Below are 17,937 nucleotides of genomic sequence, written 5' to 3'. Positions count from 1 at the left end.
GCCGCGCGGACCATGTCCACGCGGCCGGTTCGTATTCGTGCTGCTGGTTGGTTGCTCAGGTGAGGTAGCGGTAGGCCGGGGAATCCGGTTCGAGACGTTCGCACTGGATCGGCGAATCGTGCATCCGCTCCAATAGCGGGCCGAGTCCGTCCGGTGCGCCGAGTTCGATGCCGACCAGCGCGGCACCGGTTTCCCGGTTGTTGCGCTTGACGTACTCGAACAGGGTGATGTCGTCATCGGGACCGAGCACCTCATTGAGGAACCGCCGCAATGCGCCGGGCTCCTGCGGAAAGTCCACCAGGAAATAGTGTTTCAGGCCGCGGTGGACCAGCGAGCGCTCGATGATCTCGCCATAGCGCGAGACATCGTTGTTGCCGCCGGAGACCAGGCACACCACCGTGGAACCCGGCTCGACCGCGATATCTGCCAGCGCCGCCACCGACAGCGCGCCCGCGGGTTCGGCGATGATGCCCTCGTTCTGGTACAGCTCGAGCATGGTCGTGCAGATCGCGCCCTCGTCGATATGCATCATCTGGAAAGCGCCGGCGCTCCTTGGTGATTCGGTCGCGGTCAGCAGGGGCAGCGACCCGTGCGAGACCACCCGGCCGCCGAATGCGGAAATCGCGGTATAGGGCAGCTGGCCGACCCGGCGCACCGCCGCGCCGTCGACGAACGGGTCGATCTCCGGCAGCGTCACCGGGCCGCCCGCGACCAGTGCGGCGGTCATCGAGGCCGCGCCCGCCGGTTCGACGCCGAGGATGCCGGTGCTGGGCGAGCGGTTGCGCAGATAGGTGCCGACGCCCGCCAGGCAGCCGCCGCCGCCGACCGGGACCACCACCAGATCGGGGGTCCGGCCGCCGAGTTGCTCCAGGATCTCCGGGGCGATGGTGCCCTGTCCGGCCGCGGTGCGCGGATCGTCGAACGGCGGCACCATGGTGGCGCCGGTGCGCTCGACATCGTCGGCCGCGGCCGCCGCGGCGGCGTCATAGGTCTCCCCGACCGCGATCAGTTCGACGTATTCGCCGCCGTGCACCCGGATGCGGTCGCGCTTCTGCTTCGGTGTGGTGGTCGGCACGTAGATGCGGCCCTTGATGCCCATCGCATTGCAGGCGAAGGCCACACCCTGGGCGTGATTGCCCGCACTGGCCGCGACCACGCCCGCGGCTCGTTCGGATTCGGTGAGCTGGACGATCAGGTTGTAGGCGCCGCGCAGCTTGTAGGAACGCACGGCCGTCAGGTCCTCGCGCTTGAGGTAGACCTGCGCGCCGGTCAGTTGGGAAAGCCGGGGGCTGTGCTGCAGCGGGGTCGGCTCGATAATTTCGGCAATTCGCTTGGCGGCGGCGTCGATCTCGTCCGCGCTCAGCGTCGGACGAGTAGTGGACTGGTCGTCGAGTAGTTCAAGCGGATTGGACACCCGAAACATGCTGCCACCCGCCGCGTCGACCGGATGCGGCGGGTGGGCGTCTGAGGAGCGCAAACGGTCGGTTTCCCGGCCGATATCGGGTCGGATCTACCGGGGTGTCAGGACGAAAACCGGGATCGCGCGGGTCGTCTTGGTCTGATAGTTCGCGTAATCGGGCCAGACCTCGATCGCCCGCTCCCACCACAGCGCCTTCTCCTCGCCGAAGACCTCGCGTGCGGTGTAGTCCTTGTTCTCGGCGCCGTCACGCAGTTCGACATGCGGCTCGGCCTTGATATTCCAGTACCAGACGGGATGCTTCGGCGCGCCGCCCAGCGAGGCCACGATCGCGTACTCGCCGTTGTGCTCGACCCGCATCAGCGCGGTCTTGCGCAAGAGGCCGGTCTTCGCACCCTTGCTGGTCAATACGATGACGGGTTTGCCCTGCAGCGTCGTGCCCTCGGCGCCGCCGGACTTCTCGATCTGTTCGGCCTGCTCACGGGCCCAGTCGGATGTGCTCGGTGCGTACTCACCTGTCAATGGCATGACATCGGCAACACCGCCGGACGCACCAGTGTTCCCAGCACAATGTTAGGTGGCCCGAACTTCTGCATCCGTGTAGCCTGACGCCATGGCAGTGGTTCACCCCCCGACCCGCCCCGCGGCGGTGGAAATCGCGGGCAGCGCGTGGCCGATGTACAAGCTCGAGGCGCTCGCCCTCGGACTGGTCATCTGCCTCGTACTAGCGCTGATCACGGGATCGCTGCAGATTGCCGTGCTGGTCGCGGCCGCGATCGGTGCTGGGCGGTGGGTTGTCGGGCAGGTTGGTGCGCGAAACCGGGGTGCGCGCGGGCGCTGAGCATTCGGGGTGTCCGGGGGCGCGGGGAGAAATCTCGGGTGAGCATCAGACGTCCCAGACCGAGCATGGTCGGCCGCGCGCTGGGCGTTCGGGTGCGGGGGAGTTCGGGGGTGGTGCTCGGGGAGAAATCTCAGGTGAGCATCGGACGTCCCGAACCAAACATGGTCGGCCGCGCACTGATCCGCTCCCAGCTTCAGATCAGGCGCAACACCGACATCTCCCCGGCGAACGCCGCCAGGTCTACCCAACCAGCGAGAATGCGCTGGTGCAGGGGTGCTCTCGGGGTTTACCTGCGTGAGTGCATGGTGATCGCTTGTCCAGGGGGCTGGTGTCCGGGGTGTGGGTCAGGCGGTGTCCAGGGGGAGGGTGGTGAGTTCGGTGCGGGAGAGGACGCCCAGTTTGGGGTAGGCCTTGTAGAGGTGGTGGCCTACGGTGCGGGGGCTGAGGAAGAGTTGGGCCGCGATATCTCGGTTGGACATGCCCTGGGCGGCGAGGCGGACGATCTGGAGTTCCTGCGGGGTCAGGCGGGCCAGGACGCCGGTGGTCGGGCGGGTGGCGGTGCCGACGCCGAGGGCGGCGAGTTCGGTGCGGGTGCGCTCGGCCCAGGGGGTGGCGTCGAGGCGGTCGAAGGTTTCCAGGGCGGGCTGAAGTTGGTTGCGCGCCTCGGTCTTTCGGCGGTTGCGGCGTAGCCATTCGCCGAAGAGCAGTTGGGTTCTGGCCTGTTCGAAGGGGCGAGCGCCACGCTCGATCGCGGCTTGAAAGTGCTTCTCCGCCTTGGCTTCCGGCGCTACCAATGCCATACACCGCTGGACCAGAGCGACTACCCATTCTTGTCGGGACACCTCGGCCCAGGTCCGTAGTCGCTGCAGTGCGTCACCGGCCCGTTCGGGGCTGCCGAGGCGCACCGCTGCCTCGATCAGGTCGGGTAGGGCGCGCAGACCGATCACGTGGTGGCGCGACGGTTCCACGGTGAGCAGTTCCATGCGTGTGAGGGCGCTGTCGACCTTGCCCTGGCCGAGATCGAGTATGCCGAGCGCCGCGAGCGTCCATGGCGCACCGGGTGCGGTGGCGCCGCCGAGTTCTTCGGCGAGTGCCCGATCGACCAATTCTCGACAGTCCTGTTCGCGACCTTCGATGGCGGCCAGATAGGCGAGGTAGCTCGACATCTGGCTGATCCAGTGCCGCTGTCCGATGTCCTGGGCGATCCGCAGGCCCTCGGTCGCGGCGATGCGGCCCTCGCGGGGACGGCCGAGGAACAGTTCGGTCTCGGCGCGGAAGAACAGCAGCGTCGGCAGCAGGGCGATGCGACCCTGGTCGCGGCATTCGGCGATGAGGGTCTTGGCCAGTTCCGCGGCCTGTTCGTCCTGGCCGACGACCATCCCGATACCGCACATCTGCACCAGATCGCGCGGGCTGTCCGCACCGTTGCGCCGGGCCGCGGCGGCCGCTTCGCGCAGGTCGCTGGTGAATCGGCCATCGATGCCGGCGACCGTGTAGCGGGCGATGGGCGTCATCGGCTCGGACCCGGGCAGGGGCAGCGCATTGATGTGCTCGGCCACCTCGGCCAGTTCCGGTGCGCCGAGGTACCAGGCCGTGTGCACCGCCTGCATGAGGATGCGGGCGGCGCGTGCCGGATCGTCGGTGCGCACCAGATCGGCGCCGGCCAGTAGCAGCCGATGTGCCGAAAGTGGTTTGCCCGCACCGAATTCCGCGGTGGCCCGGACCAGGTCCAGCCGGGCGCAGAGCAGTGGGTCGGTGGTCTGGGTGGCCGCGCGTTCGGCGAGGCGGCTGGCGCGGTCCAATTGTCCGGCCTCACCGGCGGTTTCGGCGGCCGAGACGAGTCGGCGGACCCGGGCCGCGGCATCGGTGCTCAAACCCGCCGCGCGCTCGTAGGCGGCGACGGCGCCGGAGTAGCCGCTGCGGCGGCGGGCGCGATCGGCGGTGTCCTCGAGGGCGGCGGCGGTGGTTTCGTCGGGTCCGGTCGCCGCCGAGGCCAGATGCCAGGCGCGCATGTCGGCGTTGTCGGGGTCGGTCAGCGCGGCGGCCAGGGCGGCGTGGACGGTGAGGCGTTGGGTCAGTGCCGCACCCTGGTAGACGGCCGAGCGCAGCAGCGGATGGCGGAACCGCATGGTCTGTCCGTCGCTGTGGACGAGTCCGGCGTCGGCGGCGGGTTGCAGGTCCGGCAACCGTGCGCCGAGTCCGTCGGCGGCACGCAGCACCGTGGTGAGATCGTCGGTGCCCGCGGCGGCGGCCACCAACAGCAATGTCCGGGTGGCGGCGGGGAGTCTGGTCACTTGGCCGTGGAAGGCGACCTGGAGTCGCTGCGTCAACGGCAGCGGATTCGGCCCGCTCGTATGGCCCGATCCCGTTGCCTCGGCGGCCAATACGGCTGGCAGCTCTTGCAGCGCGAGCGGGTTACCGCCCGCCTCGGCCAGCAGCCGGTAGCGCAGGGCGGGTGAGAGCTCCGGAGCGCGGCTGTCCACCAGTGCGGCCGCCGACTCCTGCGGCAAGCCGGTCAGCACGAGTTCGGGCAGTCCGGGTGCGGGAAAATCCTGGTCGCCGGTCCGCGTCGCGAAGATGATCACCACCCCTTCGGCATCGAGGCGCCGCGCCACGAACAGCAGTGTCTCCGCCGTCGCCCGATCCAGCCAGTGCGCGTCATCGATCAGACACAGCAGCGGCCCCTCCTCCTCGGCCAGCAGGGATAACACCGCCAACCCGATCAGCATCCGATCCGCCGGATCATGGTGCGCCAGCCCGAAGGCCCCGCGCAGCGCATCGCGCTGCGGTGCGGGCAGCCCGTCGACCAGCGCTATCCCCGGCTTGATCAGCAGATGCAGCCCCGCGAACGGCAACTCCGCCTCGGACTCGATCCCGGCACTGCGCACCGAGGTGATCCCCTGCGCTGCCGCATAATCCAGGAGCGCGGTCTTCCCGATCCCCGGCTCCCCACGCAGCACCAGCGCCCCACTGCGGCCCGCCCGCGCCTGGTCGAGAAGCCGATCGAGCTGTGCTTGTTCGGCTTGTCTTCCATGGAGCATCTGCCAACCGTAGCCGTTGGCCGCGGCGATGTTCGATCCGATGCGGGGCCGTGTCACAGCCCGTTTCCATAGCCATGTGCTACTACAGTGCGGTTATGCCCTCGAAGTTGACGGAGATAGCGCTGGTGGGCGGCAGCGTCTTGATCGCCGCAATGTCGCCGATGGCACCCGCACCGGCCGAGGTCGTCTCCATGGCGCCGCATGAGAAGACCGTCGCATCGCCGATCGGCGGCAACATCATGGTGGGCAGTAGGGACGAGACCATCAACCGCATCGCGCCGCTCAACCAGGTGGGAACTACCCGGGAGGCGCTGGTCACCACCACTGCCTACGGTCAGATCGATGCGGCGGTAACGGGCAGGCTGAAGGTTGGCTACCACGTCGGCTGTGCGGTGTCGATCGGTACGGGCACCCTCGGCGCGACACCCGACCTCATCATCCCTATACCCCTGCCCTGGAACAACCTGTCGACCACCACGCCAGAACTGCCGACAACCTTGCCGATCACGCCGACTCTGCCGACTCTGCCGATCACGCCGACCCTGCCTATCCCGCTGCCGACTCTGCCGATCACGCCGACCCTGCCTATCCCGCCGGTTGTGCCGAGTGTGCCGGTCGCACCGGGTGTTCCGGTCGCGCCGAGCGTTCCGGTCGCGCCGAGTGTGCCGGTCGCGCCGAGTGTGCCGGTCGCGCCGAGTGTTCCGGTCGCACCGAGTGTTCCGGTCGCACCGAATGTGCCGGTCGCACCGAGTGTTCCGGTCGCACCGAGTGTTCCGGTCGCACCGAATGTGCCGGTCGCACCGAACGTGTCGACTACGCCGAACGTGCCGATCACGCCGATCAAGCAGAATGTGCCGAACGCGCCGCCCACGCCGAACGCGCAGAACGTGCCGATCACGCCGGTCGCGCCGATCGCGCCGAGCGTTCCGGTCGCGCCGAACGGGCCGATCGCGCCGAGCGTTCCGGTCGCGCCGAACGGGCCGATCGCGCCGAACGGGCCGATCGCGCCGAACGGGCCGATCGCGCCGAACGGGCCGATCACGCAGAACGTGCCGATCGCGCCGAACGGGCCGATCGCGCCCAACAGGCCGATCGCGCCCAACAGGCCGAACGTGCCCAGTTGGGCCGACTGGGATGGGCACGGGATCAGCGGGAACGAGATCAGTGGGAACGAGATCAGTGGGAACGGGCCCAGCGGGAGCGAGATCGCCGACGGCGGGCTCGACGTCCCCATCTTGGTCAATCCCAACCCGGTGGTCACGTTGAACCTTCAGCCGGGTGAGATCGCGGAGGTTCCGCTGGCGGAGAAGGAGATGATCCCCGGCAAGCTCATCCAGACGGTGGTCCGGGACTTCCACATCAAGGTCGATGCCTGCACCGGTCCGGTTACCCTGCGGCAATTCGCCTATGTCTATGCCATCTCCCCCGAGGTCGACGATTCGAGTGCGGTCTTCGGCGACCCCACCTGGTTGTAGCTGCACCGGGTACTCGCGCAAATCCCGTCCGGCGCCCGTCGTCCCATTGAAAGGCAACGTTTTCATTAACGTCCACGCCTGGGCCGCCGATGATTCGGGTAGTCGAGTACGCAGGTTTCGACGGTAATCGGGGCGGAGGATCTTTACCTATGAAACGACTGGTGGTCTGCTGCGACGGTACTTGGAAGGCCGAATCGAGCAGCACGGTATCGAATATCATCAAGATCGCGCAGACGATCCGGTACGAGGCGCCGGGACCGTCGGGGGAGCCGATCCAGCAGTGGGTCAGCTATGTTTCCGGGCCGGGCGCCCGCGGCTTCCTGGCCGACCGCCTGATGGGCGGCGCGTTCGGACTCGGACTCGAGGCGAATCTGTCCTCGGCGTACTGGCATCTGGCATTGAACTGGCAGCCGGGCGATGAGATCTACATCTTCGGTTTCAGCCGCGGCGCGTTCACCGCACGCAGCCTGGCCGGTCTGATCGGCCGCATCGGGATCATGACACCGGATGCCATGATCGAGGGAAAGTACCCGGAGGCCTTGCGGATTCACCATCAACCCGCGCCGCAGCGGACACCGGAGAATCCGGATCCCAAGGAGCCGCAGGAGTGGATCGACTTCCGCAAGGCGAACTGCTGGGACGGTCCCGCCAAGATCGACTTCATCGGGGTCTTCGATACCGTCGGCGCGCTCGGCGTGCCCGGACTGACCTCGCTGCGGCACCGATTCCACGATGTGAAGCTCGGGCGCAATGTCTACTGCGCGCGTCAGGCCCTCGCCCTCGACGAGCGGCGCCGCAACTTCGAACCGTGCCTCTGGGAGGTGCCGGTCGAACCGGATGTGAAGTACTCCCACGACTACGACCGCGTCAAGCAGGTGTGGTTCGAGGGCGTGCACAGCGATATCGGCGGCGGTTACAAGCAATGCGGGCTGTCCGACATCACGCTGCGCTGGATGGTGAGTGAGGCGGAGGCCGTCGGGCTGGTCTTCGACCGGGAGCGGCTGGAGGGCTTGGCCGAGCGCTGCCGAGCCGAGGACAACCATATGGAGCTGCACGGTTCGCTGAGCATCGGATACCGAATCCTCAATGTGCTGCGCACCATTCGCCAGCCGAGGAACCCGCGGTTCTACTGGGATTCCTGGCGGCGGATCTACACTAACGGGGACCGGAGCGTGCGCCTGGCCTCCACCGTGCACGACGCCACCGACTATCGGCCCGTGAATCTGCGGCGCTGGCTGCGCGAGCACGACGGGATGGTGCCCGAGACGCTGATCGAGAAGACCGGCACGGTCACCACGATCGCGCCGGAGGAGCCCTGAGCTCACCCACCCCGCCGACTACGCAAGCTCCGTCGGCTGCCATCCCCGTAGCTCACCCACCCCGCCGACTACGCAAGCTCCGTCGGCTGCCATCCCCCTAGCGCACCAGTAGGGCGACGGGCAGTCGGGCGAACAGCTTCTCCAATCGGGCCCGGCCCTGGAAGGTGTGGCCGGTCAGCCGGTCGGTCCAGCTGCCCTGCGGCAGCTCCAATGTGGTATCGCCCCAGCCGGTTTCGGCCAGCGCGAGGCTGTGCCGGGTGGCGGCGACGACCACCTCGGGTGTCTCACCGACCCGACCGCGCGCGTAGGCGACCAGTCTGCTCTCCTGCTCGCCGGTGGCGAACAGCGGCAGATAGGTGCCGCCGACAAAGCAGTCCGGACGTTCGCGGCGCAGCCACAGCGCATAGGCGACGATCCACATTTTCGCCGCGCCCGTGGTGTCCAATGCCGGTGTGCCGGTGAGCGATTGCAGCAGGCCGGCGCGCGCCGCGAAGTCGACCGGACGTCGGTTGTCCGGATCGACGAGGGAGTCCTCCCACAGCTCGCAGCCCTGGTAGATATCGGGAATCCCGGGCCCGCACAGTTGCAGCAGCTTCTGCGACAGCGAATCCGACCAGGCGTGCGGCGCGAGTTCGTGCACCAGATCTCCGATTTCGGAGCCGACGGGTCCGTCGATCACCGCGTCCAGCCAGGTGTGGGTCTTGGTCTCGAATTCGGCATCCGGTTCCTCCCAGGAGGTATGGACGTCGGCCTCGCGAATGGCCTTCTCCGCGAACAGATGCAGTCGCTCGCGCAGCCCGGCCACCGAGGAGGCGGGCCGGCCGTCGGCGGGCCAGACCCCGAACATGTTCTGCAATAAGAACAGCGTCGTCGCGCCGTCGGGGCCCGGGGTGATGTCCTGCCAGGATTCGACGGCGCGCGCCCAGGTCTCCGCGGCCTGGGACAGTACCCCGATCCGGGCCCGCACATCCTCGCCGCGCTTGGTGTCGTGGGTGGACAGGGTGGTCATGGTGGCGGGCCAGCGCTGTGCGCGTTCGCTATTGGAGAGGTGGAATTCGTTGAGCGAGTGGCCGAATCGTGCCGGGTTGCCGCCCACCTCCTGTAGTGAGACCAGTCGCGCCGCCTGATAGAACATGGTGTCCTCGACGGCCTTGGCCGTGATCGCGCCGCAGACCTGGCTGAACCGCACGGCCGCCTCGCCATCGGTGGCCAGCGCGGCCACCAGCACGCTCAGCGGCACCGTCAGTTCGCTATTGCGCTTTTCCACCTCGGCGACCACCGCGCCGGTCATCCCCGCGAGCGGTGCGTAATCCACCCGATAGACCGGCATGAAGGCCAGCACCTCGATGGTGGCGTTGGTCAAAGCCATGGTGTCGAAGCTCTCGGCTCTGGCATCGCGCTTGATCGCCGCGACCAGCCGCCGGATCTCCGGTGCCAGAATGTTTTCCGCCACCGCGCGTTTGATCCGATGTTCGGTTTCGCCGATCCAGGCGCGATCGCTGCCGTGTCCGGCGAGTTTGCGCGACAGTTCGGTCAGCGCCTGTTCGCCGTCGGGGTGGATCAGCACCCCGCTGTAGTCGGACAGGGCGTCGTAACCGGTGGTGCCGTCGACCGGCAGGGTGGCGTCCAGCGGTTCGCGATTGGCGAGGATCTTTTCGACGAGTAGTAGCCGGTGCGGGCCGATGAGCCGACGCAGCTTCGCCAGATACGCGGCGGGATAGGACAATCCGTCCGGATGGTCGATCCGGACGCCGTCGATCAGATCGTGCTCGCACCAGGCGGCCAGTTCCCGATGGGTGATCTCGAAGACCTCGGGGTCCTCCTGCCGGACCGCGGCCAAACTGCTGACCGCGAAGAACCGTCGGTAGGTGCACAGTCCGGCCTTCCAGCTGACCAGCCGGTAGTGCTGTTTGTCGTGGATGCGCAGCGCGTTGTCGCCGTCGGTGCCCGCCGCGATGGGGAAGCGCAAATCGTGCAGTGCCAGCATCGGTTCCGAACCGGATCGGTCGACGGTCAGCGCGGCCGGATCGTTCTCGCTCTGCAGTACGGGCAGCGCTAGGCGCCCGCCCGCGCCGTTGCCGGCGCTCCAGTCGATATCGAAGAAGTGCGCGAACTTCGATTCGCGGCCGTTGCGCAGCACATCCCACCACCACGGGTTCTGCCGGGGGTCGGCAACGCCGACGTGGTTGGGCACCAGGTCGACGATCAGACCCATACCGCGGCTGCGCACTTCGTCCGCGAGCGCCTTGAGTCCGCCCGGGCCGCCGAGGGCCGCCGAGACCGTCGTCGGGTCGGTGACGTCGTAGCCGTGCGTCGATCCGACCGCCGCGGTGAGGATCGGTGACAGGTACAGATGCGAAATCCCCAACTGCTGTAGGTATTCCGCGATCGCGCGGGCATCGGTGAAGGTCAACACGTCCGGGCGCAGCTGGAGTCGGTAGGTGCTGCGGACCGGGGTATGCCGGGCCGTGGCGCGGCCGCGGGAGATGGGATCGGTGTGATGGGTGTGCGTCTCGATCTTGGGGGTCTCGGTCATCGGCGTTTCGGTTATGCGGGGCAGTGGAGGACGAGCAGACAACGAGCGGGGACGGCGATGACGCTCGCCGCCGGATAGGTGGCGTCGGCGCGGCCGTCGGGCACCGAACAATCCAGTGCGACAGACCACTCGGCGCCGTAATCGGGGCCGGGAAGTGCGAAGTCGAGGCCGGTGTGGTGCGCGTTGAAGCACAGCAGGAACGAATCGTCGGTGATGCGTTCGCCGCGCGGACCCGGCTCATTGATGCCGAGGCCGTTGAGATACACCGTCAGTGATCTGCCGAATCCGCTGTCCCAGTCCGCGGGCGTCATCTCCTCACCCGCCGGGGTGAGCCAGGCGATATCGCGGGCATGGTCTTTGGCGCGAATCGGCCTGCCGGCCAGGAAGCGGCGGCGCCGGAAGATCGGGTGCCGGGTGCGCAGCGCGATCACCCGTTTGGTGAACTCGAGCAGATCCGAATTCGTCTGCATCAGTGACCAATCCATCCAGGCCAGCGACGAGTCCTGGCAGTAGACATTGTTATTGCCCTGCTGTGTGCGGCCCATCTCGTCCCCGTGCGCGAGCATCGGGGTGCCCTGGCTGAGCACCAGCGTGGCGAGCAGATTACGACTCTGCCCCGCGCGCAATGCCAGAATCTCCGGATCGTCGGTCGGTCCTTCCACCCCACAGTTCCACGAGCGGTTATAGCTCTCGCCGTCGCGATTGCCCTCGCCATTGGCTTCATTGTGTTTCTCGTTGTAGGACACCAGGTCCCGCAGCGTGAAGCCGTCGTGGGCGGTAATGAAGTTGATGCTGGCGCTCGGGCGACGGCCGGTGGCCTCGTACAGATCCGAGGATCCGGTGAGCCGGGAGGCGAATTCGCCGAGCGTGGCCGGTTCGCCGCGCCAGTAGTCGCGAACGGTGTCGCGGTACTTGCCGTTCCACTCGGTCCACTGGCCGGGAAAATTGCCGACCTGGTAGCCACCCTCGCCGACATCCCACGGCTCCGCGATCAGCTTCACCTGGCTGACCACCGGATCCTGCTGCACCAGATCGAAGAACGTCGACAGGCGGTCCACATCGTGCAGTTCCCTGGCCAAGGTGGCGGCCAGATCGAAGCGGAAGCCGTCGACGTGCATATCCAGGATCCAGTAGCGCAGCGAGTCCATGATCAGCTGCAGCGTATGTGGGTGGCGCACGTTGAGGCTGTTACCGGTGCCGGTGTAATCCATGTAGTGCGATGGGTCGTCGTCGACCAGGCGATAGTAGGCGGCGTTGTCGATGCCGCGGAAGGCCAGGGTCGGCCCGAGGTGATTGCCCTCGCCGGTGTGGTTGTAGACGACGTCGAGGATCACCTCGATGTCCTCCGCGTGCAGGGCGCGCACCATGGCCTTGAATTCGGTGACCGCGGCACCGCCGCGCGGACTGGCGGCGTATTCGTTGTGCGGGGCCAGGTAGCCGAAGCTGTTGTAGCCCCAGTAGTTTCGCAGCCCCTGATCCAAAAGGACACGGTCGTGCAGGAATTGGTGCACCGGCATCAGCTCGATCGCGGTGATGCCGAGGCCCTTCAGATGCGCCACGATCGCCGGGTGCGCGATACCGGCGTAGGTGCCGCGTAGTTCCTCCGGAATATCCGGATGCGTCATCGTCATGCCCTTGACGTGCGCCTCGTAGATGACCGTCTCGTGGTAGGGGCGATTGGGTGGGCGATCGGCGCCCCAGTCGAAGAACGGGTTGATCACCACGCCGGTCATGGTGTGCCCCAGCGAATCCTGGCCGTAGGTGTAGAGCGAGGAGTCGTTGTCGAATTCGCCGTCGAAGGCCTTGCCGTACGGATCGAGCAGCAATTTGCTTGGATCGCAGCGCAATCCGTGCTCGGGATCGTAGGGTCCGTGCACCCGGAAGCCGTAGCGCTGCCCCGGTCCGATGGTCGGGAGATAGGCGTGCCAGACGTAGGTGTCGACTTCTTCCAGCGGCACCCGGGTTTCGGTGCCGTCCCTGGCGATCAGGCACAATTCGACGGCGTCGGCAACCTCGGAGAACACCGAGAAATTGGTTCCGGCGCCGTCGTAGGTCGCGCCGAGAGGGTAGGCCGTGCCGGGCCAGACACCGAGGGGTGTCACCTCACCGGTCGCTGCGTCGGGCTGAGCCATGTCAACGACACTAGCGTCAGCCGCAGCGCACTCCGTGTGGGTGGTTGAGGCCGGGCGAGTCAGTCCTGGTCGCGGCCGGTTACCGCGTAGCGCCGCCGGTAGCCGATTCGGATGGCGAGCCGGGCGAGTCCGCCGAGTATCGCGCGCTGCGGCCGGATCGGGATGCCCGCGAGATAGCCGTCCTGGTAATCCCACAGCAATGCCAGGGCCAACGGGTTGCGCGGCATCCTGGAACGGACGGTGGTCTTGCCCGCGGCATCCAGTGCGTGCCACAGCTGGAACATTTCCCAGTGCCGTAGCGGCGGGCGGATCTCGTGATCGAAGACCGTATCGGGCGCCTCGCTCCAGAACTCGTGTACGGCGCGCGGGGGCGCGGTGAGCGAGTCACCCGGGCCGACAACGGTTTCCGCGCCGTCGATCTTGAAGTGCAGTCGACCGCGGCGCACGGTCCACGATTCGCTGAGCTCGGGATGCCAGTGCGGGCCCGCCTGCCGGTCCGCCTCGGGCAGTTGATGTTCCAGCGCAGGTAAGGGCCGAGTTCGTCGTCACCTTGTGCGATGAAGGTGATGCGGTGCCCGTTGCGGAAGGTGAGTGTGTCTCGCATATCTCCAGATATAAAGGTAACCTTCATAATGTGTCAACGGTTGATCCGCACGCCACAGTGCTGAAGCTGCTCGGTCAGGCAACGCACGCCTTCGAACACGAGCTGAATCGAGAATTGCGGGCCGCGCTGCGCGACGATCTACGCCCCGCGCACTACGCGGTATTCCGCTATCTGGCCCCGGAAGGCTCGCGGATCAGCGAATTGGCGCAGGAGGCCGGTATGACTCAGCAGTCGATGGGGGAGCTGGTCGCGCATATGGAGCGGTGCGGATATGTGGAGCGGAAGGTCGATCCGAGCGATCGGCGGGCGCGGCTGGTGGTGCTGACCAGCGAGGGGCGGGCGGCGCTCGGTATTGCGGCCGAGCAGATCCGACGGATCGAGCGCAGACTCGTGACGCGTCTGGGGGAGCGCGGGTTGGCTGAGCTGCGGCAGTGGTTGGGGCGGGTGCCCGAGGCGCTGGCCGACTAGCGGTCAGTCGCGCTTCGGCAAGGTCAGCCGCCAGGTCTGGCCGACCAGATCGTGGCCGAAGCTGTGGTGCGGATTCGATTCCACCAGTTCGAAACCCGCGCGCTGATAGATGTGGCGCGCCGAGGTGAGGACATCATTGGTCCACAGCACCATCTCGCGGTAGCCCGCGTCGGCGGCGAATCGCAGACACTGGTCGACCAGTGTCGAGCCGACACCGAGCCCGCGGGCGCTCGGCTCCACCAGCAGCAGCCGCAGTCGGGCGGTGGTCTCGTTCTCCGCAACGCAGAACACGCAGCCCACCGGTTCACCGTCGTATTCGGCGATCCAGGCGCGCTCGCGGCGGGCGTCGTGCGCGTCCAGATAATCGGCGACGATGCGGGCCACGAGCGCTTCGTAGCTGGTATCCCATCCGTATTCGGCCGCGTAGAGCGCGGCATTGCGCTCGATCACCCAGCCGTAGTCGCCCGGTCGCGGGGCGCGGATCGCCAATTCCGCCGGTCCTCGACCGTCGAGAATGCGCTGGATCGTGCGCATGGAGGTGACCAGCCGGGCGCGTTCGGCCGGTGAGTGCGCGTTGAGTAGATAGCCCACCTCGCTGTTCGATCGCTGGTCGAGCACCGCGAAAGTCTCTTGGCCGCGCGCGGTCAGCCGGACCTCCTGGCGTCGCCCATCGCTCTCGCTGCGGTTGCGCTGGACCAGTCCGTCCTTCTCGAAACGGGCCAGAATGCGGCTCAGATATCCGGGGTCGAGATCGAGCGTGCGGCGCAGTGTGACGACCTCGGTGGAGCCGGAGTTGGCCAGTTCGAACATGATTCGCGCTTCGGTCAGTGAGTATTCGCTGTCGAGCAGGCCCTCGCGGAGCACGCCGATGACCCGGGTATAGCGGCGATTGAATTCACGGACGGTGTCGATATCGGTGGCGGCAACGGTGGTCACGGCGGCTCCCAATCTTTGACTGAGTCAAAGGATACGTCACACCGCCCTGATCGGTACCGTTTCGCTGATGCGGGATCGTGCGCGCGCAGCTCGGGTGGTAACTTGAACGCCGTTCAAGCGCGCCTCGGGAAGGCCGGGGCCGTCGCGCGACCGCGAGGATTGCTGTGGCACTGAGTTCACCCACCCCGCCGGCTCCGCCGGCTGCCGTCCCCCTGAGTTCACCCACCCCGCCGGCTCCGCCGGCTGCCGTCCCCCTGAGTTCACCCACCCCGCCGGCTGCCGTCCCCTGGAGTTCAGCCGAGATCACCGCCATCGATGTCGAGCATGTCTGGCATCCCTACGGCGGCTTCCCCGCGACGACCGAGCCGCTGGTGGTTTCCGGTGCTCGGGGCACCCGGCTCACACTGGCCGATGGCCGGGAATTGGTCGACGGGATGAGCTCCTGGTGGGCTGCCATCCACGGCTATCGGCACCCGGTGCTGGACGCCGCGCTGGTGGCGCAGTCGCAGCGGATGAGTCATGTGATGTTCGGCGGGCTGACCCATGAACCGGCGGCCCGGCTGTCCCAACTGCTCGTCGAGCTGACGCCCGCGGGTCTGGACAAGGTGTTCCTGTGCGACTCCGGATCGGTATCGGTCGAGGTCGCGGTGAAGATGTGCCTGCAGTACTGGCGCGCGGCGGGACGGCCGGACAAGCGTCGGCTGCTCACCTGGCGCGGCGGGTACCACGGTGACACCTTCACACCGATGAGCGTGTGCGATCCGCAGGGCGGTATGCATTCGCTGTGGACCGATGTGCTCGCCGAGCAGATCTTCGCCCCGGCGCCGCCGCTCGAGTACTCAGCGGAATATGTGGCCGAATTCGAGCGATTGCTCGCCGCGCATGCCGATGAAACCGCCGCGGTGATAGTGGAACCGGTCGTACAGGGGGCGGGCGGCATGCGCTGGCACGATCCCCGGTATCTGACCGATCTGCGCCGCCTGTGCGATGAATACGGGGTGCTGCTGGCCTTCGATGAGATAGCGACCGGATTCGGCCGCACCGGAGCGCTTTTCGCGGCCGACCACGTCGGGGTGAGCCCGGATGTGATGTGCGTCGGCAAGGCGCTCACCGGCGGCTATCTGACCTTGGCCGCCGCACTGTGCACCACGCGGATCGCCGAAACCATCAGCGCCGGACACGGCGGGCTGATGCACGGGCCGACCTTCATGGGCAACCCGCTGGCCTGCGCCGTCGCGGTGGCTTCGATCGAACTGCTGCTGCAACGGGATTGGCGCGGTGAGGTCACCCGGATCGAATCGGAGTTGAAAACCGGTCTGGCTCCGGCTCTTTCGCTGCCCGGTGTGCTGGATGTGCGGGTGCTCGGTGCGATCGGCGTCGTCCAGCTCGACCATCCGGTGGATATGCGCAAGGCCACCCATGCTGCCGTCGAGGCCGGAGTCTGGTTGCGCCCCTTCCGCGATCTGATCTACACCATGCCTCCGTTCATCAGCACGACCGACGATGTCGAACGGATCGCCGCCGCGATGGTCGCCGCCGCCCAGGCCTGATCGCGGCTAGCCGGTGCCGCTTTGGGTTTCGGCGATCTCGGGGTAGTCGGAATCGGAAACGACCTGCCAGACCCGGAAGACGCAGTGGTAGTCCTCGGCCCAGCCGCTGGCGATCAGCAGGTAGGTATCGCCGTCGCGGAGCAGGACGCGGCGGCCGGGGAGCCTCGGATACTGTGGGACGAAGCTCGGGATGAGTGCGCTCAGTTTGGCCGTGGCCTGTTCGCGGGTGCCGACCACCTGCGCGAGAACGCGCGGCGACCAGCGCGTGTGATCCCCGGAACCCGTTGTCTCTTCGACGACTATCGCCCACCGTGGCATTCGGCCCTGCTCCCTCTGGCGGAAATGCCGCGCCACCGTTGGACGGTGACGGCCTTCAACGATGGGTCCCACGGTACCAGCAGCGGCCCCTGGGTAGGCGGCCTGAACGGTGTTCAAGTATGCTTCGGAGCTGTGACTACCGATCCATTGGGCTGGTTGGATGAACGCGCCGCCGAGCGCGTGAGCGCTGGGTTGCGCCGTGAGCTGCGAGCCCGCGCGCCGCAGTCGCCGTCGATCGACTTGGCCTCCAACGATTACCTCGGGCTGGTGCGTCACCCCGAGGTGATCGAGGGCGCGGTCGAGGCCGTGCGCCGCTGGGGTGCCGGCTCGACCGGATCCCGGCTCGTCACCGGGACCACCGCCGAACACCAACAGTTGGAGACCGAACTCGCCGAATTCGTCGGCGCCGAAGCCGGTTTGGTCTTCGCCTCCGGCTATGCGGCCAATCTCGGTGTGGTGACCGCGCTGGCCGGACGGGGTGCGCTGGTCGTCTCCGATGCGGGCAGCCATGCCTCGCTGGTGGATGCCTGCCGACTGTCGCGGTCGCGGGTGGCGATTGCCCCGCACCGCGATGTCGCTGCGGTCGAGCGGCTGCTCGGTGAGCGCACCGAGGAGCGGGCGCTGGTACTCACCGATTCGGTGTTCAGCGCCGACGGTGATCTGGCTCCGCTTGCCGAATTGCACCGGGTCACCCGGGCCGGCGGTGCGGTGTTGATCGTGGATGAGGCGCACGGGCTCGGTGTGCGTGGTACGGGCGGACGCGGGCTGGTGCACGAGGTCGGTCTGGCCGGGGAGCCGGATCTGGTGATCACCGCGACACTGTCGAAAGCCCTTGCCGCGCAAGGTGGTGTGGTACTGGCCAGCGCGCGTGTGCGTGCGCATTTGATCGATGCCGCGCGCACGTTCATCTTCGATACCGGGCTCGCGCCCGCCGCGGTCGGCGCCGCTCGGGCCGCCCTGCGATTGTTGCGTCGCGAACCCGAAATGGCGCGGCGGGTGCTGGAGCGGGCCGCCGTGATCGCGTGCATTGCCGGTGTGGCGGAACCGGATTCGGCGGTAGTCTCGGTCGTGCTGGGGGAGGCGCAGGTCGCATTCGATGCCGCACAAGCCTGTCGCGAGCGTGGGCTGGATGTCGGGTGCTTCCGTCCGCCTTCGGTGCCCGAGGGCACGTCGCGATTGCGGCTGACCGCGCGGGCGAACCTGACTTCCGCTGAAATCGACACCATCGCAACGGTTCTCACCGAGGTACTGGCGCGGGCGCGTGGACTGGAGGTAGTGGGCGCATGAGCGAGCCAATCGT

General features: G+C 67.4%; 15 protein-coding genes. 6 read left to right on the top strand and 9 right to left on the bottom strand.

Annotated features, from left to right (window positions below):
• Window positions 1-55: 55 nt before the first annotated feature.
• Window positions 56-1,414, bottom strand: coding sequence for a threonine ammonia-lyase IlvA (gene ilvA, locus ACQP0C_RS29230; protein WP_433725074.1), 1,359 nt, complete (start codon window positions 1,412-1,414; stop codon window positions 56-58).
• A gap of 96 nt (window positions 1,415-1,510) precedes the next feature.
• Complete coding sequence (locus ACQP0C_RS29225; protein ID WP_433725072.1) at window positions 1,511-1,945, bottom strand: nitroreductase family deazaflavin-dependent oxidoreductase; 435 nt, start codon at window positions 1,943-1,945, stop codon at window positions 1,511-1,513.
• An 85-nt stretch (window positions 1,946-2,030) separates the two neighbouring features.
• On the opposite strand from ACQP0C_RS29225, the gene ACQP0C_RS29220 reads away from it, so the two are divergent.
• The gene (locus ACQP0C_RS29220) at window positions 2,031-2,258 is read left to right on the top strand and encodes a hypothetical protein (RefSeq protein ID WP_433725070.1); all 228 of its coding nucleotides are present in this window, start codon (window positions 2,031-2,033) and stop codon (window positions 2,256-2,258) included.
• A gap of 344 nt (window positions 2,259-2,602) precedes the next feature.
• Here the strand turns inward: ACQP0C_RS29220 and ACQP0C_RS29215 are convergent, their stop codons facing one another.
• Together ACQP0C_RS29215 and ACQP0C_RS29210 are read right to left on the bottom strand one after the other, a co-directional pair.
• Window positions 2,603-5,356, bottom strand: coding sequence for a helix-turn-helix transcriptional regulator (locus ACQP0C_RS29215; RefSeq protein WP_433725068.1), 2,754 nt, complete (start codon window positions 5,354-5,356; stop codon window positions 2,603-2,605).
• Between the two features lie 25 nt (window positions 5,357-5,381).
• Entirely contained in the window at window positions 5,382-5,618 is a 237-nt protein-coding gene (locus ACQP0C_RS29210) for a hypothetical protein (RefSeq protein WP_433734835.1), read from the bottom strand.
• Between ACQP0C_RS29210 and ACQP0C_RS29205 the strand changes: the two genes are divergently transcribed.
• Both ACQP0C_RS29205 and ACQP0C_RS29200 read left to right on the top strand, forming a co-directional pair.
• Window positions 5,539-6,774 carry an MspA family porin gene (locus ACQP0C_RS29205; protein WP_433734688.1) on the top strand — a complete coding sequence of 412 codons (1,236 nt, stop codon included), beginning with the start codon at window positions 5,539-5,541 and terminating at the stop codon, window positions 6,772-6,774. The two genes, ACQP0C_RS29210 and ACQP0C_RS29205, sit on opposite strands and share 80 nt — an antisense overlap.
• A gap of 149 nt (window positions 6,775-6,923) precedes the next feature.
• Window positions 6,924-8,093 (top strand): DUF2235 domain-containing protein, encoded by a 1,170-nt coding sequence (locus ACQP0C_RS29200; protein ID WP_433725066.1) that lies wholly within the window; start codon window positions 6,924-6,926, stop codon window positions 8,091-8,093.
• A gap of 97 nt (window positions 8,094-8,190) precedes the next feature.
• Here the strand turns inward: ACQP0C_RS29200 and treY are convergent, their stop codons facing one another.
• From treY to ACQP0C_RS29185, 3 genes are read right to left on the bottom strand one after another with little or no spacing between them, the layout of a single operon-like run.
• Window positions 8,191-10,629, bottom strand: a complete 2,439-nt coding sequence (gene treY, locus ACQP0C_RS29195) for a malto-oligosyltrehalose synthase (protein ID WP_433725064.1) — start codon at window positions 10,627-10,629, stop codon at window positions 8,191-8,193.
• Between the two features lie 11 nt (window positions 10,630-10,640).
• A complete protein-coding gene (glgX, locus tag ACQP0C_RS29190) occupies window positions 10,641-12,761 on the bottom strand; it encodes a glycogen debranching protein GlgX (protein ID WP_433725062.1) in 2,121 nt (706 codons plus the stop codon).
• Window positions 12,762-12,820: 59 nt separating this feature from the next.
• Complete coding sequence (locus ACQP0C_RS29185) at window positions 12,821-13,207, bottom strand: hypothetical protein (protein ID WP_433725060.1); 387 nt, start codon at window positions 13,205-13,207, stop codon at window positions 12,821-12,823.
• 188 nt (window positions 13,208-13,395) lie between these two features.
• Here ACQP0C_RS29185 and ACQP0C_RS29180 point away from each other — a divergent pair, with 188 nt between their 5' ends.
• Window positions 13,396-13,833: a MarR family winged helix-turn-helix transcriptional regulator gene (locus ACQP0C_RS29180; RefSeq protein ID WP_433725058.1), complete on the top strand. Its 438-nt coding sequence runs from the start codon at window positions 13,396-13,398 to the stop codon at window positions 13,831-13,833.
• 3 nt (window positions 13,834-13,836) lie between these two features.
• Here the strand turns inward: ACQP0C_RS29180 and ACQP0C_RS29175 are convergent, their stop codons facing one another.
• Window positions 13,837-14,769 carry a bifunctional helix-turn-helix transcriptional regulator/GNAT family N-acetyltransferase gene (locus ACQP0C_RS29175; RefSeq protein WP_433725056.1) on the bottom strand — a complete coding sequence of 311 codons (933 nt, stop codon included), beginning with the start codon at window positions 14,767-14,769 and terminating at the stop codon, window positions 13,837-13,839.
• Window positions 14,770-15,023: 254 nt separating this feature from the next.
• Here ACQP0C_RS29175 and ACQP0C_RS29170 point away from each other — a divergent pair, with 254 nt between their 5' ends.
• Window positions 15,024-16,319 carry an adenosylmethionine--8-amino-7-oxononanoate transaminase gene (locus ACQP0C_RS29170; protein ID WP_433734687.1) on the top strand — a complete coding sequence of 432 codons (1,296 nt, stop codon included), beginning with the start codon at window positions 15,024-15,026 and terminating at the stop codon, window positions 16,317-16,319.
• A gap of 6 nt (window positions 16,320-16,325) precedes the next feature.
• Here the strand turns inward: ACQP0C_RS29170 and ACQP0C_RS29165 are convergent, their stop codons facing one another.
• A complete protein-coding gene (locus tag ACQP0C_RS29165) occupies window positions 16,326-16,637 on the bottom strand; it encodes a hypothetical protein (protein WP_433725054.1) in 312 nt (103 codons plus the stop codon).
• A 132-nt stretch (window positions 16,638-16,769) separates the two neighbouring features.
• Between ACQP0C_RS29165 and ACQP0C_RS29160 the strand changes: the two genes are divergently transcribed.
• Window positions 16,770-17,924 carry an 8-amino-7-oxononanoate synthase gene (locus ACQP0C_RS29160; protein WP_433725052.1) on the top strand — a complete coding sequence of 385 codons (1,155 nt, stop codon included), beginning with the start codon at window positions 16,770-16,772 and terminating at the stop codon, window positions 17,922-17,924.
• Window positions 17,925-17,937 lie beyond the last annotated feature (13 nt).

Origin of the sequence: Nocardia sp. CA-129566 (genome assembly GCF_050956075.1) — a bacterium.
Classification (GTDB): Bacteria; Actinomycetota; Actinomycetes; order Mycobacteriales; family Mycobacteriaceae; genus Nocardia.
Note: the sequence above shows the minus strand (reverse complement) of the source record. Positions and strands in the feature narration are given on the sequence as shown.

Bases quoted from the DNA above. Each gene is read 5' to 3' on its own strand.
- ACQP0C_RS29225 (WP_433725072.1), bottom strand. From the start codon at position 1,945: ATGCCATTGACAGGTGAGTACGCACCGAGCACATCCGACTGGGCCCGT.
- ACQP0C_RS29220 (WP_433725070.1), top strand. From the start codon at position 2,031: ATGGCAGTGGTTCACCCCCCGACCCGCCCCGCGGCGGTGGAAATCGCG.
- ACQP0C_RS29205 (WP_433734688.1), top strand. From the start codon at position 5,539: ATGGTGGGCAGTAGGGACGAGACCATCAACCGCATCGCGCCGCTCAAC.
- ACQP0C_RS29200 (WP_433725066.1), top strand. From the start codon at position 6,924: ATGAAACGACTGGTGGTCTGCTGCGACGGTACTTGGAAGGCCGAATCG.
- treY (WP_433725064.1), bottom strand. From the start codon at position 10,629: ATGACCGAGACCCCCAAGATCGAGACGCACACCCATCACACCGATCCC.
- glgX (WP_433725062.1), bottom strand. From the start codon at position 12,761: ATGGCTCAGCCCGACGCAGCGACCGGTGAGGTGACACCCCTCGGTGTC.
- ACQP0C_RS29165 (WP_433725054.1), bottom strand. From the start codon at position 16,637: ATGCCACGGTGGGCGATAGTCGTCGAAGAGACAACGGGTTCCGGGGAT.